Source organism: Enterobacter sp. FB (genome assembly GCF_000805795.1).
Classification (GTDB): domain Bacteria; phylum Pseudomonadota; class Gammaproteobacteria; order Enterobacterales; family Enterobacteriaceae; genus Enterobacter; species Enterobacter roggenkampii.
The window spans coordinates 680,961-703,915 of the sequence record NZ_JSZC01000013.1 but is presented as its reverse complement, the minus strand read 5'-3'; the positions used below and the strand labels follow the sequence as shown (position 1 = coordinate 703,915).

Here is a 22,955-nt window from a genome sequence, read left to right as displayed (position 1 = left end):
TTCAGGGCGTGCCTGTTTCCCAGCCACTTCGACAGGATGTAAACAATCCGTCAGGTACCCGGCCCAGCGTCACGTCGTCGGCCCCCTGCCAGCGCGCGAATTCGCTAATGGCGGACGTTAACCCTTTTTCCAGGCTCGCCGTCACCCTGACGCCCTCTTGCAAATAAAGCGCAATGATTTCAAGCGTGCCGGTCTTGCGGTGCATTTTGGCATCCATGCGCCCGACCAGCTGCCCCTTATGCAGGAGCGGTAAAACAAAGTAGCCATACTGGCGCTTTGGGGCCGGGGTATAACATTCCAGCCGGTAGCTGAAATCAAAGAGTTGCTCGGCGCGTTTTCTGTCCCAGACGACCGGGTCGAAAGGCGACAATACCGCGCTGTGGGTCGCCTGCAGTTTCCCCTCCAGGGCCTGAGGCAATAGCGGGAGGAGATCCGCATGTAGCCACATTTCGCCCAGCGTTTCCACGGTAACGGGAATGACGCGCTGTTCGCGTTGCCACATGTCCAGCAGCGGTTTCAGCGCGGGCTGGCGCAGGCGATAATAATCTGCCAGCCATTGCGAGCGAAAAATCCCCAGGCTGCGGGCGCTGTTTTCTAACATAATGGCCTCGGCCGCCTCCTGGGTAAGCAGGTCGCGCTCGTCGTCCCAGTGGGGCATCACGCGATGCGTGAGGTCGTAGACACGCTGAAAATTACGCCGCTCAATCACCATGACTTTGCCTGAGGTAAACAGGCCTTCGAGATGACGCTTGTGCGGCTTCCACTCCCACCAGCCGCTTGTACCTTTGCGCGGGTGTTCAAAATCGGCGGAGCGTACAGGACCGTTTTCCTGAATATGCGCGATGAGCTGCTCTATTTCAGCCGCATGTTCCTGCATCCACGCCTGCCGGTATTTCCAGCCCATCTTTTCCGGCGCAAGCATACGGTGACGCACAAGGGCAAAATCGCTGCGGGGAAGGAAGCAGGCTTCGTGCGCCCAGTACTCCATCAACTCCCCCTTGCTGAGCGCCTCATCCAGCCACTGAGAAGGATAGCTCCCCAGGCGGCTGAACAGCACCAGGTAAGGGCTACGTGCCACAATATTAATGGTGTCGATCTGGAGTAGCGACATGCGCTGTACGGTAGAGAGAATATCGGCAGGCTGCGCGCGACGGCGGGGCTTTTTGAGCAGCCCCTGCGCGGCAAGGTGGAGATTACGTGCGGCTGAGAGCGAGAGTTGCGGTAAAGACATGCGTTTTCCTGTCAGTCAAAGCGCCACCAGAACCGCGTAAGCCTTTAGTGCACCAACGCAATCAGTTCCTTGAGCAAATGTTCCGGCTGCTCACCGCTGAGTTCGGCGTCAACCGGCAGATACCACCAGTTATCTTTCGCAAAGGCACGGCATTTCACCGCATCTTTTTCGGTCATGATCAGCGACTGCCCGGGTACGGTCAGGGCAGCGACCTGCCCTTCCACCAGCGTCTGATGGTCGGCCAGCGGAACGCGTTTTTCCAGCCGGGCACCACACTGTTCCAGCGTCGCGAAGAAGCGCGGCGGATGACCAATGCCCGCCATCGCTACCAGTGAAGGAAGCTCTGAAACCGACCGGCGTTCACCCGTCACCAGGTTGATTGCCAGACCCGGCTGCAGGTGCATCGGGATTTCACCCGTTTTCGCCTCACCACCGTTCACGATCACCGCATCAACGGACGTCAGACGCGAAGCGCGTTCGCGCATGGGTCCGGCAGGTAACCACCAGCCGTTCCCAAAACGGCGAACCCCGTCGATGACCACAATCTCTTTATCTCGCGCCAGGGCATAATGCTGCAGACCATCGTCAGTGATAATGATCTGTACCGCATGTTCGGCAAGCAGGGCCCGGACGGCATCGCTGCGCACCGGGGAGACCGCAACAGGGGCGCCAGTACGCTGGAAAATCAATACCGGTTCATCACCCGCTTCAGCCGTCGTGGTTTCCGCCGTCAGCAACAGCGGGTAATGCGCCGCTTTACCACCATATCCCCGCGATACCACGCCCGGGCGTATACCGCGCTTTTGCAACTGCTCCACCAGCCAGATCACCACCGGCGTTTTGCCGTTGCCGCCCGCCGTAAGATTACCGACAACCACAACGGGCACCGGCGCGCGCCAGGCCCGCTTCACCCCAAGACGATAAAGCAGACGGATAATGCCGCTCACCAGGCCGTAGAGCCAGGAGAGCGGCAAAAGCAGCAGCCACAGCGGGGATTCACCGGACCAGATGCGTGCAATCATTCGCCGAACTGCATCTTATGAAGCTGAGCGTAAACGCCGCGGTGTTCCAGCAGATCAGCATGGCTTCCGCGTTCAACAATGACCCCATCCTCAACCACGACGATTTCATCAGCCTGCTCGATAGTCGACAGACGGTGCGCAATCACCAGCGAGGTGCGGTTCTTTTGCAGCTCATCCAGCGCCGACTGAATCGCGCGTTCAGATTCCGTATCCAGCGCAGAGGTCGCTTCGTCCAGGATCAGTATCGGGCTGTCGCGCAGCAGCGCTCGGGCAATGGCGATACGCTGACGCTGCCCACCGGAGAGCAGTACACCGTTCTCGCCGATGATGGTATCCAGACCGTTATCCATCTTGTTGATAAAGTCCATCGCGTAGGCCATACGTGCGGCGTTCTCAATCTGCTCGCGGCTGTACTCTTCAGTGCGTGCATAAGCAATATTGTTTGCCACGGTATCGTTGAACAGGTGCACGTTCTGGGAGACCAGCGCCACCTGGTTACGGAGCGACTGCAGGGTATACTCCCGCAGATCGTGACCGTCTAACAGAATTTCACCTTCGTCAATGTCGTAGAAACGGGTGATCAGGCTGGCAATGGTCGATTTACCCGAGCCGGAACGGCCTACCAGCGCAACGGTTTTCCCCGCCGGAATGGTCAGGTTGATATTGCGCAGAGCCGGTGTTTCGCGGCCAGGATAGGTAAAGGTCACATTGCGGAACTCAACGTCACCGTTCGCGCGCTCAATGACGCGTTTGCCTTCATCTTTTTCCTGCTCGGAATCCAGAATGCTGAACAGGGTCTGACAGGCCGCCATCCCACGCTGGAACTGGGCGTTGACGTTTGTCAGTGATTTCAGCGGACGCATCAGGGCGATCATTGAGGAGAAGACCACGGTGATGGTACCCGCCGTCAGCGTCTCCATGACGCTCGGGAAGCTTGCCGCATACAGAACGAACGCCAGCGCCAGTGAGGCAATCAGCTGAATAATCGGGTCGGAGATAGAAGAGGCCGAGACCATTTTCATCCCCTGCAGACGCATTTTGTTGCTCACTTTATCAAAGCGTTTGGTTTCAACGTCCTGACCACCAAAAATCAGCACTTCTTTATGCCCTTTCAGCATCTGCTCTGCGCTGGTAGTCACCTGCCCCATCGTATTCTGCATATTCTTGCTGATATTACGGAAGCGTTTTGAGACGACGCGGATAGCAATAGAAACCACCGGTGCCAGAACGATAAGGATGAGCGACAGCTGCCAGCTGTAGTAGAACATCATCACGAACAGGCCGATAATCGACGCGCCCTCGCGCACAACGGTAATCAGCGCGCTGGAAGAGGAAGAGGCAACCTGCTCGGAGTCGTAGGTGATCCGCGACAGCAGCGTCCCGGTTGACTGCTTGTCAAAGAACGCAACCGGCATGCCCATCATGTGACTGAACAGCCGACGGCGCATGGTCATCACCACTTTCCCGGATACCCAGGAAATGCAGTAGCTGGAGATATAGCTGGTGATACCGCGTAAGATCATCAGTCCGATAACCACCAGAGGCATCCATAGCAGCACTGAGCGATCCGTTTTACCAAAACCGTCGTCCAGTAACGGTTTGAGAAGCGATAGCATAAAGGTATCGCTGGCTGCGTTGAGGATTAACGCTACACCCGCCACGATCAAGCCTGCTTTAAAAGGGGCAATCATCGGCCAGAGTCGGCGGAACGTTTGCCACGTGGAGAGATCTTTGTCGTTATGCATTCAAAAAACCAGCATTGTTGAAATAGCCGCATATTCTACCCGTTATCGACGGGCGCGCCAAACCACTGATGATACCAACGTGGTAAAATTTGCTCTCGCAAGCGCCGGATTTGCCAGTGATGTTGCGAGAATGTCACCGATATTTGTCCTGAATGAGGGGTATCGTGCCAGATATATCCCTCTTTTCGATAACGTCGAACGACTTTTGCCGACGGGAAGTGCCATGCGTTATAACGGGCCGCAGAATCCAGGGCGATCTGTCCTTCCACCCGCTGTACCAGCGGCAATGAAGACGAGGTATTGCTGCCATGATGGGGGACCTGTATGAGCGTGGCCCTCAGATGACGCCAGTAATGGCTAAGCATAGCCTGTTCCGCCTGCACTTCAATGTCCCCTGTTAGCAGAACGCTTTGCTCCCCGTCGTCCACCTTTACCACACAGGAATGGTTATTCCCCTGGGCCGGGTAATTTTCAGGAGGCCAGTGGACGGTGAAGGTTAATCCCTGCCATTCCCATTTCTGCCCACGAAAACAAGGGCGGTGTCCCGTCCTGCGTAACGGGCTTCTTACCCATATATCCGGCCATGCTTTTTGCAACGACGCGAGGCCTCCTGCATGGTCGAGGTGTTCATGACTGAGAATCACCCCGTCTGGCCGCAGGTGATGCCAGCGAAGCCAGGGAATAATTAACCGCTGCGCGCTGTCTCCGTCCGGCCAGGCGAGCCCGGTATCATAAAGAATGGCTTTTCCCTGCCTTTCAATGACCATGGCCAGCCCCTGCCCCACGTCCAGCATATGCAGCGTCCAGCTCTCGCTTTTTGCCGCTCGCCAGAGGGGAAATGTCAGCAGGACACTGCCTGCAAGACAAACGGCAGGAACGGTTTTCCAGGCACGAAAACGCCAGGCAATAATACTCAACCACGGCAGTAATGCCATGATTTGCCAGCGTTGATCAACATTCTGCCAGCCATCTGGCAGGCGCATCAGTAGCCAGAAGAGTCCCGCAAGCGACTTATCGGCGGCAAACCAGATGGCACTTTCTACCGCAGCCAGCGGTAACAAATGGAGCAGCATACCGAGCAGGATCAGCGGGACGGAGACAAAGGTTACCAGGGGAACGGCAAAGAGATTCGCGACAAGGGAGGAGAAGCTGAAGCCATGGAAAATCAGAACCTGTAACGGCATGAGCAGCAGCAACATCCCGATCTGCAGATAAATCAGGTTCAGTAGCGGCCGCATCCGTCGTGTCCAATTCCAGTCGGGAAGAGGCAGCCACTGAAACCAGAAAATCAGCGCGGCGACGGCAAAGGCTGACAGAACCAGACTCTGCGAAAGTACGGCTAGGGGATCGTTAATCAGTATCGCCGCGATGCAGCAGCTCCAAACCTGCCAGGGAGACCATTGACGGCCAGTAATCCGCAACAGAGCAAGCACCGCAAGGGCGATGATCGTCCTCAGCGCAGGCGGTTGCAGACCGGTAAGCCAGGCGTAGAAAGCAGCAAAGAACAACCCGGCAAGGAGAGGCATTTGCCAGTGGACGCGGTGGCTGGGTAATAAAAACTGGAGTCCACGAGCAAGTAACCAGACGAGAGAGGCTGCCAGCGCGATATGCAGACCCGAAATCGCCATCAGATGCAGCGTGCCGGTTTCCCGCATCAGGTCTTTTATTTCATGGGATACTTCCAGGCGTTCTCCCATCCCAAGCCCCAGGATAACCGCTCCCCATCGGTAAGCTGAAAGTCGGTTTTGCAGCGACATCAGATATTGCGCTCGCAGGCTGCAGCGCCCGTCGACGATCTCCGCACGGGTGAAGCGCCCGCTCAGCGTTTGATGTCGGGCAAAAGCGCTGCGCTGAGAATCATAACCGCCGTCGTTGAGTTCGCCGTGTGCAGGCCTGAGCCTGAGCGTCACGCTCCAGCGCTGCCCTGCACACGCCTTTTGCGGCAGATAATTGCCATACAGCGTTACGCCGGTAGAGGCCCACCAGCGCTTGCCATTGACGCTTAGAATGCTTCCCTGATGTTGAGTGGCGCCGTCGGTCGCGGTGAGCTCTATCTCAGCCTGCACGGCCCCCGTTGTTAAATGCTGCATCGGCCAGATGCTCTCCTGCGCGGCAAAAATGCCCCAGGCACACAATAACAGCGTCATACCCGCATACTTCAGTCGACTGTTTTGCCATGCAGCAAGCGCTAGCCCGCCAGCCATCATTACCCAAACGGTGTTGGGGGAAGGCAGTTCAGGTAACCAGAGTAACGGAACTATCGCCAGAATGGCGCAGATGCTAAGCGCGGGAATTCCCATTGCTACCTCCCTGTTTCAGGGTGGCAGTATGCAAGCAGGCTGAGCGGTCGTCAGGTGTGAAGAATACGATTTACGGCAAGCGCAGCAAGGTATTTAACGGGTTGCAGAAAACGAAACGGAAAATGCGGGGCACCTTGAGAAAGAAAGCGACAGCGACAAAAAAAGCACCCGCAGGTGCTTTCTTTCGAACCCAGTTTAACCGGCTGGCTAAACTCAGTTGCCGTAAATATTGGCGCGATCGCGCAGTTCTTTACCCGGCTTAAAGTGTGGAACGTACTTACCTTCCAGTTCGACTTTATCGCCAGTTTTCGGGTTACGCCCGGTACGTGGAGCACGATAGTGCAGAGAAAAACTACCGAAACCGCGGATTTCAATGCGCTCGCCCTGGGCAAGAGTGGAGGCCATATGCTCCAGCATCTCTTTTACGGCATCTTCCACTGCCTTGGCAGGGATATGCGGTTGCTGACTGGCAAGTCTTTCAATCAATTCTGACTTGGTCATGTTTCCTCCGGTTCCTTTCAAACCAATTAGCTGAACAGCTCATTAAACAAGGGCGGCCGTAGCCGCCCTTTGTTATTGATTACAGGACGAATCCTGTAATCTGTCAAGTTTGCTCCTCATCCTTCGCGCTGTAAATGCGTTACAGCGCAAATGATGCTGAGAACCTGATATTACTCGCCTTTAGCTGCTTTGAAAGCTTCAGCCATTGCGTTGTTAGAGAAGTTTGCATCTTCCTGTTTGTTAACAGTTGCGATTGCATCTTTCTCATCAGCTTCGTCTTTAGCACGAACAGACAGGCTGATTGCACGGTTCTTACGGTCAACACCGGTGAACTTAGCTTCAACGTCGTCGCCTACGTTCAGAACCAGAGTGGCATCTTCAACACGGTCACGGGAAGCTTCAGAAGCGCGCAGGTAACCTTCAACGCCGTCAGCCAGTTCTACGGTTGCGCCTTTCGCGTCAACTGCAGTGACTTTACCGTTTACGATTGCGCCTTTCTTGTTCAGTGCAACCCAGTTGTTGAACGGATCTTCTGCGAGCTGTTTAACGCCCAGGGAGATACGCTCACGCTCTGCGTCAACCTGCAGAACAACTGCAGCGATTTCGTCGCCTTTTTTGTATTCACGAACTGCTTCTTCGCCTGCAACGTTCCAGGAGATGTCAGACAGGTGAACCAGGCCATCGATGCCGCCGTCCAGGCCGATGAAGATACCGAAGTCAGTGATAGACTTGATTTTACCTTCAACACGGTCGCCCTTGTTGTGGGTTTCCGCGAACTGCTGCCATGGGTTGTTTTTGCACTGCTTCAGGCCCAGGGAGATACGACGACGTTCTTCGTCGATATCCAGAACCATCACTTCCACTACATCACCAACGTTAACAACTTTGGATGGGTGGATGTTTTTGTTGGTCCAGTCCATTTCGGAAACGTGCACCAGACCTTCAACGCCTTCTTCGATTTCAACGAAGCAGCCGTAGTCAGTCAGGTTGGTTACGCGACCAGTCAGTTTAGTCCCTTCTGGGTAACGCTTAGCGATAGCTACCCATGGATCTTCGCCCAGCTGTTTCAGGCCGAGGGATACACGAGTACGCTCGCGGTCGAACTTCAGCACTTTAACAGTGATTTCGTCGCCCACGTTCACGATTTCGCTTGGGTGCTTAACGCGTTTCCACGCCATGTCGGTGATGTGCAGCAGGCCATCAACGCCGCCCAGGTCAACGAATGCGCCGTAGTCAGTGAGGTTCTTAACGATACCTTTGACTTCCATGCCTTCCTGCAGGTTTTCCAGCAGCTGATCGCGTTCTGCGCTGTTTTCGGATTCGATAACGGCACGACGGGAAACAACAACGTTGTTACGCTTCTGGTCCAGCTTGATTACTTTGAACTCAAGCTCTTTGCCTTCCAGGTGCAGGGTGTCACGAACTGGACGAACGTCTACCAGAGAACCTGGCAGGAACGCACGAATACCATTCAGCTCAACAGTGAAGCCACCTTTAACTTTGCCGTTGATAACACCGACCACAGTTTCAGCTTCTTCGTAAGCTTTTTCCAGCGTGATCCATGCTTCGTGACGTTTCGCTTTCTCACGAGAAAGCAGGGTTTCACCGAAGCCGTCTTCTACTGCGTCCAGAGCAACGTCAACTTCGTCGCCAACCTGGATTTCCAGCTCGCCCTGGGCGTTTTTGAACTGCTCTGCCGGAATGGCGGACTCAGATTTCAGACCGGCGTCAACCAGTACTACGTCTTTGTCGATAGCAACAACAACACCGCGAACGATGGAACCCGGGCGGGTTTCGATTTCTTTTAAGGATTCTTCAAACAGTTGAGCAAAAGATTCAGTCATGTTTAATCTTCAGGTTAATATTAACGTCCACCTGGCTCCATGCCGGATGGGGTTGTTTCACATACCCGCCGTCAATCCATTGCAGCGGGGGTACTGCTAAATCGGTCGCGATTACGCGAGTGCCAGTTTTTGGCGCGCATATTGTAGCGCTTTTTCAATCACTTGCTCAATAGTTAAACTGGTTGAATCCAGAACTAATGCATCTTCTGCTGGAACAAGTGGGGCGACGGCGCGGTTACGATCGCGGTCATCGCGCTCTTTTATCTCGGATAAAAGGCGATCAAAGTTAACACTAAACCCCTTTTCCTGCAACTGAAGCATGCGGCGTTGAGCGCGTTCTTCCGAAGAGGCGTCAAGGAAAATTTTCACAGGTGCATCAGGGAATACCACGGTTCCCATATCGCGTCCGTCCGCGATCAAACCCGGTGCTTCACGGAACGCGCGCTGACGACGTAACAGCGCCTCACGAACGCGCGGGAAGGCCGCTACCTGAGAGGCCGCATTCGCCACTTCCTGAGTACGGATTTCCCCGCTCACGTCTTCCCCTTCAAGGATGACTTCCAGGTTGCCATTGGTCGACACGAAACGCACATCAAGATGCGCAGCCAGCGGAACCAGCGCTTCTTCTGACGCCACGTCCACATGATGATGCAGCGCAGCCAGGGCCAGCACGCGATAGATTGCTCCCGAATCTAAAAGATGCCATTGCAATGCTTCCGCCATCGCTTTGCACAGAGTCCCTTTCCCTGCGCCACTCGGCCCGTCAATGGTGATTACCGGGGCAATTGCCGTCATCTTTTTCTCCTTAAATAAGGCATACCGTTTACATGAACGCCGCGCATTATACGCGTCAACGTGCGCAACTGTTACCTTTGCGTGCAAATTACGGATTGATTGAAGCAGAGTGTAGAAGAAATGAACGGAAGTGTTCGTCAGGAAGCGTAAGGAAATGCCGCATCAGGTGATGCGGCAAGCGTCATCAGGCCAGCGTGCTAATGCGTGCCAGCTGTTCAAAGTAGTCCGGGAACGTTTTCGCCGTACATTTCGGATCGAGAATGGTCACAGGCGTGTCGGACAGTGCCACCAGCGAGAAGCACATCGCCATACGGTGATCGTTGTAGGTGCCGATCTCGGCAACCTGCAGTTTTGCAGGAGGCGTGACGCGAATGTAGTCTTCGCCCTCTTCCACCTCAGCGCCGACTTTACGCAGCTCAGTCGCCATCGCAAACAGACGGTCAGTCTCTTTTACGCGCCAGTTGTAGATGTTACGCAGCGTGGTGGTGCCTTTTGCAAACAGCGCCGCCGTGGCAATGGTCATCGCCGCATCCGGAATATGGTTCATGTCCATGTCGATGGCCTTCAGCTCGCCGTGGGTACAGGAAATGAAGTCATCACCCCAGGTCACAACCGCGCCCATTTTTTCCAGCACGTCCGCAAAACGAATGTCACCCTGCACGCTGTTGCGGCCAATACCGGTCACCTTCACGGTACCGCCTTTGATCGCGCCTGCAGCCAGGAAGTAAGATGCCGACGAGGCGTCGCCTTCAACAAGATAGCTGCCCGGAGACTGGTACTGCTGCGCCCCACGCACGACAAAACGCTGATAAGACTGGTTTTCCACCTCAACGCCGAAGGTTTTCATCAGGTGCAGCGTGATATCAATATACGGTTTGGAGACCAGCTCGCCTTTAATCGTGATAACCGTATCCTGCGGTGCCAGCGGCGCGGTCATCAGCAGTGCGGTCAGGAACTGGCTGGAGACGCTGCCGTCCACCTCGACGTGACCGCCGGCAAAGCCCCCGCGCAGACGCAGTGGCGGATAATTTTCCTGCTCCAGATACTCGATCTGCGCGCCGCCCTGACGCAGGGCATCCACCAGATGGCCAATCGGACGCTCTTTCATGCGCGGCTCGCCGGTCAGCACAATGTTGTTGCGCCCCAGGCACAGGGCCGCCGCCAGCGGACGCATCGCGGTACCCGCGTTGCCCAGAAACAGCTCAAGCTCTTCACCCGTCTGCAGCGCGCCGCCGTTGCCGGTCACTTCGCAGCGGGTACGATCGTCGGAGAGAGTGTAATGAACGCCCAACGCTTTCAGCGCATTGAGCATATGGCGCACGTCATCGCTGTCCAGCAGGTTTGTAAGGACGGTGGTGCCGTTTGCCAGTGCTGCCAGCAGCAGAGCGCGGTTCGAGACACTTTTTGAACCAGGCAGATTAATGGTGCCATCTACCCGCGCGATAGGTTGTAACGTCAGGGATTCCATGAAAACTTAACTCTCAACTCAACATAATAAAAACCCCGCAGCAGGGCTACGGGGGTGAAAACAGCGCAATTAACCGTGGCGACGTTCGAAGTCGATCATGAAATCGGTCAGCGCTTTAACGCCTTCCAGCGGCATCGCGTTATAGATGGAGGCACGCATGCCGCCCACGACACGGTGACCTTTCAGCGCGTGCAGGCCGGCCGCGAAGGACTCTTCCAGGAACACTTTATCCAGGTTGCTGTCCGCCAGCTGGAACGGCACGTTCATGCGGGAACGGTTAGCTTTCGCCACGTCGTTGCGGTAGAAATCGCTCTTGTCGATCACGCCATACAGCAGTTCGGCTTTCTGCTGATTCACTTTGTCCATCTGCGCAACGCCGCCGTTTTGCTTCAGCCATTTGAAGACCAGGCCGGAGAGGTACCAGGCAAACGTCGGTGGGGTGTTGAACATAGAATCGTTGTCGTTCAGCACGGTGTAATCAAGAATGGACGGGCACGATGTATGCGCTTTACCCAGCAGGTCTTCACGCACGATAACAATCGTCAGGCCTGCAGGGCCGATATTTTTCTGCGCGCCCGCGTAGATCACGCCATAACGGCTGACGTCAATTGGTGCAGAAAGAATGGTGGAGGAGAAGTCAGCGGCAACCACGACGTCTTTACCGAAGTTCGGCGTCTCGTCGATGGCAATCCCGTCAATGGTTTCGTTCGGGCAGTAGTGCAGATACGCTGCGTTATCAGAAAGCTGCCATTCGCTCATTGGCTTCACGGCGCGCAGGCCGTCAACGGTCACTTTGGCGTCAATCACATTCGGCGTGCAGTATTTGTGCGCTTCTTTCACCGCACTGGCCGCCCAGTAGCCTGCGTCAACGTAGTCTGCCGTCGTTTTATCGCCCAGGATGTTTAGCGGTACGCCTGCAAACTGGCCGCGCCCGCCGCCGTGACAGAACAATACTTTGTAGTTCGAGGGAATATTCAGCAGATCGCGAAAATCCTTTTCTGCCTCTTCCGCCACCTGAATAAACTCTTTACCCCGGTGGCTGATTTCCATCACCGACGTTCCCAGACCGTTCCAGTCACAAAGTTCCTGTTGAGCCTGTTTAAGCACGTCTGCCGGTAACATTGCCGGACCTGAACTGAAATTAAAGACTTGAGCCATTTCCCCTCACCACGCTAAAAGCCATAAGTTATAACTGTGGATATCGGTTTTATCATTCAGTGACACGCGCCGCAATGTCTAAAACTTATGACCCGTGAAATGTGCCCCACGTCACACAAAACAATCTGCCGCCTCGCCAGGACAAAACCGACAAAATGGCTGTCAGGTGATGCGTTTAGCCCGGCTAACCTTCGTCCATTCCGGATTTGCACAGCGGGGGCATAATTGACGATCCCCCGGCTGCATCGCGACTACATGGCTACATCTCACGCAGGCATACTCGCCTGATTCCGGTACGGTTCTGAAACGCTCGACCAGCATATCCGGCAGGATGCACAGTCCCGGCCTCACCTCATCGTCAGAATAGTAATAGACGCTGATCTGCCCGTTGGTCTCCATGATCGCCAGACGCACCTGCCCGAGCTGTTCCACGCTGTTGAGGCGTAGCTCCATAAAGAACTCAAACTCGGTCATATTGGCGCTCTGAACGTTTTCCCAGGCCAGCTGACCGTCCTCGACGATAACGACCGGCTTCCCTTCAAGCAGATCTTCCAGCTTTTCACTTTTCGACATTAGCCACATGACAAGGCGGTAAAGCAGCGCCAGGGTGACAAAAACGATAAATACCGGCACCATCGGCACATCATCATAGAAGGCGACATCCCCCGCCGCGGAACCCAGCGTCAGGATGATCAACACTTCAAAAAGCGACATCTGCCGCACGCCGCGACGACCGGTGATTTTAAGAAACAGGAAGACCAGAACGAAGGTATACAGACTACGCAGCGCCACTTCGCCTAAAAATTCAGGAGGGACTTTATCAAACGCCATCCGCTGGAGATCGAATGCTTTCATTTTTCTATGCCTTAACAGTGAGTTACTGGCAGTAAGCATAGCCCAGTCTTTTATTTTCGCCGGAGATAGCACCCGTCACGCAAAACCCGTATCATTGCGCGCTTTACGTACGATAAAAGTGAACGCCATGACTCAAACGTTTATCCCCGGCAAAGACGCCGCTCTGGAAGATTCCATCGCTCGCTTCCAGCAGAAACTGACCGACCTGGGTTTTAACATCGAAGAAGCCTCCTGGCTCAATCCGGTGCCTCATGTCTGGTCTGTGCATATTCGCGATAAAGACTGTGCCCTGTGCTTTACCAACGGTAAAGGCGCGACAAAAAAAGCGGCACTGGCCTCCGCGCTGGGTGAGTATTTTGAGCGTCTGTCCACCAACTATTTCTTTGCTGACTTCTGGCTGGGCGAAACCATCGCCAACGGCCCGTTCGTTCACTATCCGAACGAAAAATGGTTCCCGCTGACCGAAGACGATGAACTGCCGGAAGGAATTCTCGACGCGCGCCTGCGTGCCTTCTACGATCCGGAAAACGAACTGACCGCCAGCATGCTGATCGATCTGCAGTCCGGCAACGACGATCGCGGTATTTGCGCCCTGCCGTTTACCCGTCAATCTGACGAGCAGACCGTCTATATTCCGATGAACATTGTCGGCAACCTGTATGTGTCTAACGGCATGTCCGCCGGTAACACCCGCAATGAAGCGCGCGTGCAGGGGCTGTCTGAAGTCTTCGAGCGTCATATCAAAAACCGCATTATTGCCGAATCCATCAGCCTGCCTGAAATTCCGGCAGAGGTGCTGGCGCGCTACCCGGGCGTGGTGGAATCCATCGCCAAGCTGGAAGCAGAAGGTTTCCCAATCTTTGCGTATGACGGCTCGCTGGGCGGCAAGTATCCAGTGATCTGCGTCGTGCTGTTTAACCCGACCAACGGCACCTGCTTCGCCTCCTTCGGCGCGCACCCGGACTTCGGCGTGGCGCTGGAGCGTACCGTTACCGAGCTGCTCCAGGGCCGTAGCCTGAAAGATCTCGACGTGTTTACGCCGCCAACGTTTGACGATGAAGAAGTGGCCGAGCATACCAACCTCGAAACCCACTTCATCGATTCCAGCGGCTTAATTTCCTGGGATATGTTCAAGCAGGACGCGGACTATCCGTTCGTGGACTGGAGCTTTGCCGGTACCACGGAAGAAGAGTTCGCGACGCTGATGGCGATCTTTAACGCGGAAGACCAGGAAGTGTACATTGCCGATTACGAGCACCTGGGCGTTTACGCGTGCCGCATCATCGTGCCTGGCATGTCTGATATCTATCCGGCGGAAGATCTGTGGCTGGCAAACAACAGCATGGGCGCGCACCTGCGAGAAACGCTGCTGGCTCTGCCGGGCAGCGAATGGGAGAAAGAAGATTATCTGAACCTGATCGCCCAGTTGGACGAAGAAGGCCACGATGATTTCACCCGCGTACGCGAACTCCTGGGCCTGGCGACCGGTAAAGACAACGGCTGGTACACCCTGCGCATCGGTGAGTTGAAAGCGATGCTGGCCCTGGCGGGCGGCGATCTGGATCAGGCCCTGGCCTGGACCGAGTGGACCATGGAGTTCAACCAGTCGGTCTTCTCTGCCGAGCGCACCAACTATTACCGCTGCCTGCAAACCCTGCTGCTGCTTGCACAGGAAGAGGATCGCGAACCGCTGCAATATCTGAATGCTTTCGTGCGCATGTACGGCGCTGAGGCCGTTGAAGCAGCCAGCGCAGCCCTGAGCGGCGAAGCGCCGTTCTATGGCCTGCAGGCCGTTGATAGCGATCTGAAAGCCTTCCCGGCGCATCAGTCACTGCTGAAGGCCTACGAAAAGCTGCAGAAAGCAAAAGCCGCTTACTGGTCAAAATAAGCGCACATAACATTACCAGCAGTAGGCGTATTCAATCGTCTGGGCTATATTACGGGGCAATTTCATTGCCCCTTTTTTTATTTCCTTCGGCAATGATTGTTGATTGTAATAATAAAGTTAAACACGGGTAAATATAATAATATTGATCTGGGCTTTACTGTTACTTTTTATGGTTAATACTCCATATTAATTAACTGATAAAGAGGTGGCTGAACGAAAAAATTCAACTCTTTTCATAACTTTTAAAATTTATTTTTATACGGATAATCAAACACTTACTCCGCATTTGCTGTAAATCCATACACATTGCGGGCCTATAAGCCAGGCGAGATATGATCTATATCAATTTCTCTTCTATAATGCTTTGTTAGTATCTCGTCGCCGACTTAATAAAGAGAGAGTTAGTGTGAAAGCTGACAACCCTTTTGATCTTTTACTCCCTGCTGCGATGGCCAAAGTTGCCGAAGAAGCAGGTGTCTATAAAGCAACGAAACACCCGATGAAGACGTTCTATCTGGCGATCACGGCTGGTGTGTTCATCTCTATCGCTTTCGTCTTCTACATCACCGCCACTACCGGTACTGCCGGAATGCCTTTCGGCATGGCCAAACTGATTGGCGGCATTTGTTTCTCACTGGGTCTGATTCTTTGCGTTATTTGCGGCGCCGACCTCTTCACCTCAACGGTGCTGATTGTCGTGGCAAAGGCGAGCGGAAGAATTACCTGGGGTCAGCTGGCACGTAACTGGCTTAATGTTTACGTGGGTAACCTGGTTGGCTGTCTGCTCTTTGTTTTGTTGATGTGGCTTTCTGGCGAGTACATGACCGCCAACGGTGGCTGGGGCCTTAACGTCCTGCAAACTGCCGACCACAAAATGCACCATACATTTATCGAAGCCGTTGCTCTCGGCATCCTCGCGAACCTGATGGTCTGCCTGGCTGTATGGATGAGCTACTCGGGTCGTAGCCTGATGGACAAAGCCTTAATTATGGTTCTGCCGGTTGCGATGTTCGTTGCCAGCGGCTTTGAGCACAGTATCGCGAATATGTTCATGATCCCAATGGGCATTGTTATCCGCGACTTTGCGAGCCCGGAGTTCTGGACCGCAGTTGGTTCATCCCCGGAAAGTTTCTCTCACCTGACTATTATGAATTTCATTACTGATAACCTGATCCCTGTCACTATCGGGAACATTATCGGTGGGGGTCTGTTAGTTGGGTTGACATACTGGGTCATTTACCTGCGTGGCGACGATCATCATTGATGGTTTTCTCAGGCAGTAAATAAAAAATCCACTTAAGAAGGTAGGTGTTACATGTCCGAGCTTAATGAAAAGTTAGCCACAGCCTGGGAAGGTTTTGCGAAAGGTGACTGGCAGAATGAAGTAAACGTACGTGACTTCATTCAGAAAAACTATACCCCGTATGAAGGTGACGAATCCTTCCTGGCTGGCGCAACTGACGCGACCACCAAGCTGTGGGACAGCGTAATGGAAGGCGTTAAACTGGAAAACCGCACTCACGCGCCAGTTGATTTTGACACCTCCGTTGCTTCCACCATCACTTCTCACGATGCTGGCTATATCAACAAAGCCCTTGAGAAAATCGTTGGTCTGCAGACTGAAGCACCACTGAAACGCGCAATCATCCCGTTCGGTGGTATTAAAATGGTTGAAGGTTCCTGCAAAGCGTATAACCGCGAGCTGGACCCAATGCTGAAAAAAATCTTCACCGAATACCGCAAAACCCACAACCAGGGCGTATTCGATGTTTACACCAAAGACATTCTGAACTGCCGTAAATCTGGCGTTCTGACTGGTCTGCCAGATGCATATGGCCGTGGCCGTATCATCGGTGACTACCGTCGCGTTGCGCTGTACGGTATCGACTTCCTGATGAAAGACAAGTACGCGCAGTTTGTTTCCCTGCAGTCCGATCTGGAAAACGGCGTAAACCTGGAAGCGACTATCCGTCTGCGTGAAGAGATCGCTGAACAGCACCGCGCGCTGGGTCAGATCAAAGAGATGGCGGCTAAATACGGCTGCGATATCTCTGGTCCTGCTACCAACGCTCAGGAAGCTATCCAGTGGACCTACTTCGGCTACCTGGCCGCAGTTAAATCTCAGAACGGCGCAGCAATGTCCTTCGGTCGTGTATCCACCTTCCTGGATGCCTATATCGAACGTGACCTGAAAGCAGGCAAAATCACCGAGCAAGACGCTCAGGAAATGATTGACCACCTGGTCATGAAACTGCGTATGGTTCGCTTCCTGCGTACCCCTGAATACGATGAGCTGTTCTCCGGTGACCCAATCTGGGCAACTGAATCCATCGGCGGTATGGGCGTTGACGGCCGTACTCTGGTGACCAAAAACAGCTTCCGCTTCCTGAACACCCTGTACACCATGGGTCCTTCTCCGGAGCCGAACATCACCGTTCTGTGGTCTGAAAAACTGCCTCTGAACTTCAAGAAATTCGCCGCTAAAGTGTCCATCGACACCTCTTCTCTGCAGTACGAGAACGATGACCTGATGCGTCCGGACTTCAACAACGACGATTACGCTATCGCTTGCTGCGTAAGCCCAATGGTTGTTGGTAAGCAAATGCAGTTCTTCGGTGCGCGTGCAAACCTGGCGAAAACCATGCTGTACGCAATCAACGGCGGCGTTGATGAAAAACTGAAAATGCAGGTTGGTCCTAAGTCTGAGCCGATCAAAGGCGATGTGCTGAACTATGACGAAGTCATGGAACGCATGGACCACTTCATGGACTGGCTGGCGAAACAGTACGTCACTGCGCTGAACGTTATCCACTACATGCACGACAAGTACAGCTACGAAGCCTCTCTGATGGCGCTGCACGACCGTGACGTTATCCGCACCATGGCGTGTGGTATCGCAGGTCTGTCCGTTGCTGCTGACTCCCTGTCTGCAATCAAATATGCGAAAGTTAAACCAATTCGTGACGAAGACGGTCTGGCTATCGACTTCGAAATCGAAGGCGAATATCCGCAGTTTGGTAACAACGATTCTCGCGTTGATGACATGGCGGTTGACCTGGTAGAACGTTTCATGAAGAAAATTCAGAAACTGACTACCTACCGTAACGCTATCCCGACTCAGTCTGTTCTGACCATCACCTCTAACGTTGTGTATGGTAAGAAAACCGGTAACACCCCAGACGGTCGTCGTGCTGGCGCGCCATTCGGCCCAGGTGCAAACCCAATGCACGGTCGTGACCAGAAAGGTGCGGTTGCCTCTCTGACTTCTGTCGCTAAACTGCCGTTTGCTTACGCGAAAGATGGTATCTCCTACACCTTCTCTATCGTGCCAAATGCGCTGGGTAAAGACGACGAAGTGCGTAAAACTAACCTCGCGGGTCTGATGGATGGTTACTTCCACCACGAAGCGTCCATCGAAGGTGGTCAGCACCTGAACGTGAACGTGATGAACCGTGAAATGCTGCTCGATGCGATGGAACACCCTGAGAAATATCCTCAGCTGACCATCCGCGTATCTGGCTACGCAGTACGTTTTAACTCCCTGACGAAAGAACAGCAGCAGGACGTTATTACCCGTACTTTCACTCAGTCCATGTAAGTGGAATTGACTGAAATCACGCGTTAAAAAGCGTACAATAAAGGCTCCACGTCAGTGGGGCCTTTTTAGCACCCTCTCCACCTCAGTCTCTTTTGTCCGCTATCTATACTGAATGGATAACAGCCAAAACAGACTTAACACAGCCGGCTTTGAGCTGTGCATACACAGGCCCCGGACGGGCCGATGATGGAGATATCACCGCAATGTCAACTATTGGTCGTATTCACTCCTTTGAATCCTGTGGCACCGTCGATGGCCCGGGTATCCGCTTTATCACCTTTTTCCAGGGCTGCCTGATGCGCTGCCTGTACTGCCATAACCGCGACACCTGGGACACGCACGGCGGTAAAGAAGTCACCGTCGACGATCTGATGAAAGAGGTGGTGACCTATCGCCACTTTATGAACGCCTCCGGCGGCGGTGTGACCGCGTCCGGCGGTGAAGCCATTCTTCAGGCTGAGTTTGTCCGCGACTGGTTCCGCGCCTGCCATAAAGAAGGCATTCATACCTGCCTCGACACCAACGGCTTTGTACGTCGCTACGATCCGGTGATTGATGAACTGCTCGAAGTGACCGATCTGGTGATGCTCGATCTCAAACAGATGAATGATGAGATCCACCAGAATCTGGTGGGCGTCTCCAACCACCGCACGCTGGAGTTTGCCAAATACATTGCCGACAAGGGCATCAAAACCTGGATCCGCTACGTGGTTGTTCCTGGCTGGTCAGATGACGACGACTCCGCGCACCGCCTGGGAGAATTTACCCGCGACATGGGCAACGTCGAGAAAATCGAGCTTCTGCCCTATCATGAGCTGGGTAAACATAAATGGGTGGCCATGGGTGAAGAGTACAAGCTTGATGGCGTGAAGCCGCCGAAAAAAGAGACGATGGAACGCGTCAAAGGTATTCTTGAACAGTACGGTCACAAAGTGATGTATTAAAGAAAAGGCTCGGTGAGAACCGGGCCTTTTTTATTCTATTTAAAGACGCCGTTAATAACGGAAGTCACAATCGCAGTACTCAGCGCAATTAAGACCAGGTCGTCACCCACTACGCGCCATTCATAGCCGGGATAGGAAGGAAGCTGGTCCAGCATTGAGGCCGGAACGGCCTTCTTCGCAATACCCGGAGGCAGTGGTTTACCGCGCGCCAGGTTTTTTGCGATCCCCGGGGGCAGTGACTTATAGCCCGTTAAGCCGTAATTCACGGCCAGATGACGGACATGATCGAAGCTCACGCGAGCATCAACGTCATTACCGACATCTTTGCTGTTTTTGAAGTTCTTATCCGATTTTCCAGGGTTATCCTGTCCGCTATTTTGCTTATTACCATGGTTACCGGAGTTACCAGAATTCCCGTTACCATGATTGCCGCCATTACCTTGTCCGCCACCGTTTCCGTGACCACCGCCGTTCCCGTTGCCAGGATTAGCCATGACCGGAGCCGCTGCAAACGTTAAAGACAACACTACGGCAAGTGCGGTAGTGGAAAAACGACGTATAGACATGATTGTTGCCTTTTAGTGGTAGAACTCATTTGAATTATCGCCAGGCGGGAAAAACAAACAATACGTAAAAGTCTTATATGTGACAGGGACAAAAAAGCCTGTCGATGACAGGCTTTTATTTAATCAGGCGTGTGCCACAGGCGTTGGATGTTCGCCCGCTTTACGCAGCAGCATTAAGAGATAAATAAACGACACGCTGGCGATCATGATAAACAGTAAATTGTCGGAATAATTTTGCATCAGCATCGCGGTAAACGTCGGCCCTAATAAGCTGCCGATGGTATAGCTCAGTAACAGCGCCTGGTTCATTGCCACGAGCTGGTGATGCTCAACTTTCTCACAGGCCCACGCCATCGCGACCGGATAAAGCGTGAAACCTGCCGCCCCAAGAATAAACAGCGCAGGTGCCATCGCGGCATTGCTGAGCATGGCGAGGCATCCCATGATCACCACGAAGACCTGAACGCGCAGCACCAGCAGACGGCCAAAGCGATCAGCCAGACGGCCTATTGGCCATTGTCCAACAATACCCGCACTCACCATCACCGCCATCCAGAAGCCAATTCCGGAGTCGCTGACGCCCTGATGGTTCAGATAAAGCGGCATCAGGCCATAGAGCGAGCCCAGTACAATCCCCGAGATAATGCAGCCGTTAACGCCCAGACGCGCCTGACGCAGTCTCAGCATGGGCCAGACGTGGGTTGCTTCCTGGTGTTCACTGTTCTGGTTCACAATGCGCGTAAAGAGCAGCGGCAGGATTGCGGCCAGCACCATGCCCGTTACCCACGGCAGAACGCTCATCAGGTCGGTTGGCAGCTTACTCACCATCAGTTGTCCCAGCACGGTGCCGACATAGTAAACCATCATGTAGGCAGCCAGCAGGCGTCCGCGGTTGCGGGAGGTCCCGCTGCACATCAGCGCACTTTCAACGACCACCCAAATCATCGCGCAGCCAACGCCGGCGATAAAGCGCCATGCCATCCAGCTCCAGAAGCCGACCATCAGGCCCAGCCCCGCACATCCGGCGGCGAAAATCAGCGAGGCCAGATAATAGCTGCGGTTAAAGCCAAAGCGCTTGATCAGGCTCCCGGTCACCAGCGTACCCAGCAGGTTCCCGGTAAAAAAGGATGAGCTGACCATACCCACCTGCCAGGTCGGTAAGTTTTCATGGGCGAGCCACAGCGGGACGAGCGTATTTAACACTGCGATCGCCAGGGTCAACAAAAGCAGGCCACAGAGCAACAGCAGCACTGGCCGGGTATAGGTGGTCATGGATTAAAAACCGCGAGGAAGTTCAGATTTCGTGCGCATCATGCCACTGGCAAAAACAAAGTCAATCCACTGATTTAGCCGCCTCGCACAATATGTTCCCTGTCGATTTAAAAAACTTATCCTGCTAATGCCACGCCTGCTATAGATATTAATTATGTCTCTGTTTTCATTTATTAATGGGGAAAATTAAAACAAAACGACAGTTGAAAAATTTCATGATCGAAAAAAGAAAAAGCCGGGCACTCTGGCCCGGCTTGATATAACCAAATGCAACGTTAACTGGCGACAGCCATACCAACGGTCATATGCAACCCGTAGAACACGCCGCGACCAATCAGTTCACCCGCCAGTACCAGCACAAAAGCCAGTGACAGCAGCGGCAGCGCCGGCTGATAACCTTTGAGCTGAGGGGCAATCCAGAATACCAGCGCGGCGACCAGCAGAACGATACGCCAGGCCATCAGCGCACCGTAGTCCGGCACCAGGGCAGAGGCCTGCTGAATAGAGCTGTGAATGGTTGCCAGTTCAGAACCCTGCATCAGGGCGACTATCGCACTCACTACCAGCGCCAGCAGCGAAACAGCGGGTAGCAGACGCATTGCCCATCCGTCGACACCCGCCACGCGCAGCAGCAGGTAGCCCAGCAGCGGCCCGCCAATAAACATCGTCAGGAAGAAGCTCATTGGCGTCCAGACGCTGTACCAGGTGGGGACGGTATCGATGGTGTTATAGACACGTATCATCATCCACACGAACACCACGCCCAGCACCATGGTCACAATCAGCCACAGGCTGCGCAGACCCGCAGGCAACTTCTTCATAGCGGCCAGCAGCCAGCCCATCCCACCGACGGCAAAGAAAATTGCGCCACTGGCAATCTCGTTACTCAGTGATGAGGCCCCCACGCGGTTCAGAGAGTTAAACGCGCGCATCGGCGAACCCAGGTGCAGCGTAGAGGCGATAAAGCCGATCCCCATCAGCACCCACAGGCCAAACATACTCAACACCAGGCGCTGCTGCTGTTCAGCATTGAGACGACCTTTCAACAACGCCAGCGCGAGCACAGTGAAGCCGCCCGCTACGCACTGACCAAAGACCGTGAAGATCATCAGCGGCCATTCATGCCATCCACTTCCCATCTCACACCTCCTTCGGATTTGCCAGGTAGCCGGTGGTGTCACCTGTAGGACGGCTGTTGGCGTTAGGTTTAATCACAATACTCGGCTTCGTGAAGTGCGCAGACGGCAGTGGTGCCACTGCGGCAAGCTGACCGTGTTTTTGACGCAGCTCTTCAATCGGGCCGAAGTCCAGCGCGCGCAGCGGACAGGACTCAACGCAAATCGGCTTTTTGCCATCCGCTACGCGGGTGTGGCAGCCGTCGCATTTGGTCATGTGGCCTTTAGCGGCGTTGTACTGCGGCGCGCCGTACGGACAGGCCATATGGCAGTAGCGACAGCCAATGCAGACATCTTCATCCACCACCACAAAACCGTCTTCTCGCTTGTGCATCGCCCCGCTCGGGCAGACTTTTGTACAAGCGGGATCTTCACAGTGGTTACAGGCAATTGACAGGTAATACGCAAAGACGTTCTGATGCCAGACGCCGTTATCTTCCTGCCAGTCGCCCCCGGCGTATTCGTAGATGCGACGGAAGCTCACGTCCGGCGTCAGGTCTTTGTAATCTTTGCAGGCCAGCTCGCAGGTTTTGCACCCGGTACAACGGCTGGAATCAATAAAAAATCCATACTGAGTTGTCATCGGTTACTCC

The 22,955-nt window shown here is 54.1% G+C and carries 18 protein-coding genes; 4 read left to right on the top strand and 14 right to left on the bottom strand.

Translation table 11 applies throughout. The features are described 5' to 3' along the window. Position 1: 1 nt before the first annotated feature. From PI91_RS10155 to PI91_RS10110, 10 genes are all read right to left on the bottom strand, one after another. Positions 2-1,231 carry a winged helix-turn-helix domain-containing protein gene (locus PI91_RS10155; protein ID WP_025912939.1) on the bottom strand — a complete coding sequence of 410 codons (1,230 nt, stop codon included), beginning with the start codon at positions 1,229-1,231 and terminating at the stop codon, positions 2-4. A gap of 44 nt (positions 1,232-1,275) precedes the next feature. Then, positions 1,276-2,253: a tetraacyldisaccharide 4'-kinase gene (gene lpxK, locus PI91_RS10150; RefSeq protein ID WP_039266076.1), complete on the bottom strand. Its 978-nt coding sequence runs from the start codon at positions 2,251-2,253 to the stop codon at positions 1,276-1,278. Beyond that, complete coding sequence (msbA, locus tag PI91_RS10145; RefSeq protein ID WP_008499963.1) at positions 2,250-3,998, bottom strand: lipid A ABC transporter ATP-binding protein/permease MsbA; 1,749 nt, start codon at positions 3,996-3,998, stop codon at positions 2,250-2,252. Before msbA ends, lpxK begins: the two co-directional genes overlap by 4 nt. Positions 3,999-4,033: 35 nt before the next feature. Further along, a complete protein-coding gene (locus PI91_RS10140) occupies positions 4,034-6,298 on the bottom strand; it encodes a ComEC family protein (RefSeq protein ID WP_039266075.1) in 2,265 nt (754 codons plus the stop codon). A 213-nt stretch (positions 6,299-6,511) separates the two neighbouring features. Continuing rightward, positions 6,512-6,799, bottom strand: a complete 288-nt coding sequence (gene ihfB, locus PI91_RS10135) for an integration host factor subunit beta (protein ID WP_008499965.1) — start codon at positions 6,797-6,799, stop codon at positions 6,512-6,514. A 170-nt stretch (positions 6,800-6,969) separates the two neighbouring features. Next, on the bottom strand, positions 6,970-8,643 hold the full coding sequence (gene rpsA, locus PI91_RS10130) for a 30S ribosomal protein S1 (protein WP_008499966.1): 1,674 nt from the start codon (positions 8,641-8,643) through the stop codon (positions 6,970-6,972). A 111-nt stretch (positions 8,644-8,754) separates the two neighbouring features. Then, positions 8,755-9,438, bottom strand: a complete 684-nt coding sequence (cmk, locus tag PI91_RS10125) for a (d)CMP kinase (protein WP_008499967.1) — start codon at positions 9,436-9,438, stop codon at positions 8,755-8,757. Positions 9,439-9,622: 184 nt separating this feature from the next. Then, a complete protein-coding gene (gene aroA, locus PI91_RS10120) occupies positions 9,623-10,906 on the bottom strand; it encodes a 3-phosphoshikimate 1-carboxyvinyltransferase (protein ID WP_039266074.1) in 1,284 nt (427 codons plus the stop codon). Between the two features lie 69 nt (positions 10,907-10,975). After that, complete coding sequence (serC, locus tag PI91_RS10115; RefSeq protein WP_021240877.1) at positions 10,976-12,064, bottom strand: 3-phosphoserine/phosphohydroxythreonine transaminase; 1,089 nt, start codon at positions 12,062-12,064, stop codon at positions 10,976-10,978. Positions 12,065-12,226: 162 nt separating this feature from the next. Further along, positions 12,227-12,919 carry a DUF421 domain-containing protein gene (locus PI91_RS10110; protein WP_023343682.1) on the bottom strand — a complete coding sequence of 231 codons (693 nt, stop codon included), beginning with the start codon at positions 12,917-12,919 and terminating at the stop codon, positions 12,227-12,229. A gap of 127 nt (positions 12,920-13,046) precedes the next feature. Here PI91_RS10110 and ycaO point away from each other — a divergent pair, with 127 nt between their 5' ends. The 4 genes from ycaO (at position 13,047) to pflA (ending at position 19,349) form a co-directional block, all read left to right on the top strand. Then, a complete protein-coding gene (gene ycaO / locus PI91_RS10105) occupies positions 13,047-14,807 on the top strand; it encodes a 30S ribosomal protein S12 methylthiotransferase accessory factor YcaO (protein ID WP_023292885.1) in 1,761 nt (586 codons plus the stop codon). Between the two features lie 406 nt (positions 14,808-15,213). Next, the gene (gene focA / locus PI91_RS25645; RefSeq protein ID WP_008499974.1) at positions 15,214-16,071 is read left to right on the top strand and encodes a formate transporter FocA; all 858 of its coding nucleotides are present in this window, start codon (positions 15,214-15,216) and stop codon (positions 16,069-16,071) included. 51 nt (positions 16,072-16,122) lie between these two features. Next, positions 16,123-18,405, top strand: coding sequence for a formate C-acetyltransferase (pflB, locus tag PI91_RS10095; RefSeq protein WP_008499975.1), 2,283 nt, complete (start codon positions 16,123-16,125; stop codon positions 18,403-18,405). A gap of 203 nt (positions 18,406-18,608) precedes the next feature. Further along, positions 18,609-19,349, top strand: a complete 741-nt coding sequence (gene pflA, locus PI91_RS10090; RefSeq protein WP_008499976.1) for a pyruvate formate lyase 1-activating protein — start codon at positions 18,609-18,611, stop codon at positions 19,347-19,349. A 35-nt stretch (positions 19,350-19,384) separates the two neighbouring features. Here the strand turns inward: pflA and PI91_RS10085 are convergent, their stop codons facing one another. From PI91_RS10085 to PI91_RS10070, 4 genes are all read right to left on the bottom strand, one after another. Beyond that, entirely contained in the window at positions 19,385-19,915 is a 531-nt protein-coding gene (locus PI91_RS10085) for an anti-virulence regulator CigR family protein (protein ID WP_021240880.1), read from the bottom strand. Between the two features lie 123 nt (positions 19,916-20,038). Further along, complete coding sequence (locus PI91_RS10080) at positions 20,039-21,187, bottom strand: MFS transporter (RefSeq protein ID WP_008499979.1); 1,149 nt, start codon at positions 21,185-21,187, stop codon at positions 20,039-20,041. 275 nt (positions 21,188-21,462) lie between these two features. Next, positions 21,463-22,326, bottom strand: a complete 864-nt coding sequence (locus PI91_RS10075) for a dimethyl sulfoxide reductase anchor subunit family protein (protein WP_039266073.1) — start codon at positions 22,324-22,326, stop codon at positions 21,463-21,465. Between the two features lies 1 nt (position 22,327). Continuing rightward, on the bottom strand, positions 22,328-22,945 hold the full coding sequence (locus PI91_RS10070) for a DMSO/selenate family reductase complex B subunit (protein WP_021240882.1): 618 nt from the start codon (positions 22,943-22,945) through the stop codon (positions 22,328-22,330). Between the last annotated feature and the right edge of the window lie 10 nt (positions 22,946-22,955).

Coding starts and splice junctions, on each gene's coding strand:
- PI91_RS10155 (WP_025912939.1), bottom strand. CDS start 1,231: ATGTCTTTACCGCAACTCTCGCTCTCAGCCGCACGTAATCTCCACCTT.
- lpxK (WP_039266076.1), bottom strand. CDS start 2,253: ATGATTGCACGCATCTGGTCCGGTGAATCCCCGCTGTGGCTGCTGCTT.
- msbA (WP_008499963.1), bottom strand. CDS start 3,998: ATGCATAACGACAAAGATCTCTCCACGTGGCAAACGTTCCGCCGACTC.
- PI91_RS10140 (WP_039266075.1), bottom strand. CDS start 6,298: ATGGGAATTCCCGCGCTTAGCATCTGCGCCATTCTGGCGATAGTTCCG.
- ihfB (WP_008499965.1), bottom strand. CDS start 6,799: ATGACCAAGTCAGAATTGATTGAAAGACTTGCCAGTCAGCAACCGCAT.
- rpsA (WP_008499966.1), bottom strand. CDS start 8,643: ATGACTGAATCTTTTGCTCAACTGTTTGAAGAATCCTTAAAAGAAATC.
- cmk (WP_008499967.1), bottom strand. CDS start 9,438: ATGACGGCAATTGCCCCGGTAATCACCATTGACGGGCCGAGTGGCGCA.
- aroA (WP_039266074.1), bottom strand. CDS start 10,906: ATGGAATCCCTGACGTTACAACCTATCGCGCGGGTAGATGGCACCATT.
- serC (WP_021240877.1), bottom strand. CDS start 12,064: ATGGCTCAAGTCTTTAATTTCAGTTCAGGTCCGGCAATGTTACCGGCA.
- PI91_RS10110 (WP_023343682.1), bottom strand. CDS start 12,919: ATGAAAGCATTCGATCTCCAGCGGATGGCGTTTGATAAAGTCCCTCCT.
- ycaO (WP_023292885.1), top strand. CDS start 13,047: ATGACTCAAACGTTTATCCCCGGCAAAGACGCCGCTCTGGAAGATTCC.
- pflB (WP_008499975.1), top strand. CDS start 16,123: ATGTCCGAGCTTAATGAAAAGTTAGCCACAGCCTGGGAAGGTTTTGCG.
- pflA (WP_008499976.1), top strand. CDS start 18,609: ATGTCAACTATTGGTCGTATTCACTCCTTTGAATCCTGTGGCACCGTC.
- PI91_RS10085 (WP_021240880.1), bottom strand. CDS start 19,915: ATGTCTATACGTCGTTTTTCCACTACCGCACTTGCCGTAGTGTTGTCT.
- PI91_RS10080 (WP_008499979.1), bottom strand. CDS start 21,187: ATGACCACCTATACCCGGCCAGTGCTGCTGTTGCTCTGTGGCCTGCTT.
- PI91_RS10075 (WP_039266073.1), bottom strand. CDS start 22,326: ATGGGAAGTGGATGGCATGAATGGCCGCTGATGATCTTCACGGTCTTT.
- PI91_RS10070 (WP_021240882.1), bottom strand. CDS start 22,945: ATGACAACTCAGTATGGATTTTTTATTGATTCCAGCCGTTGTACCGGG.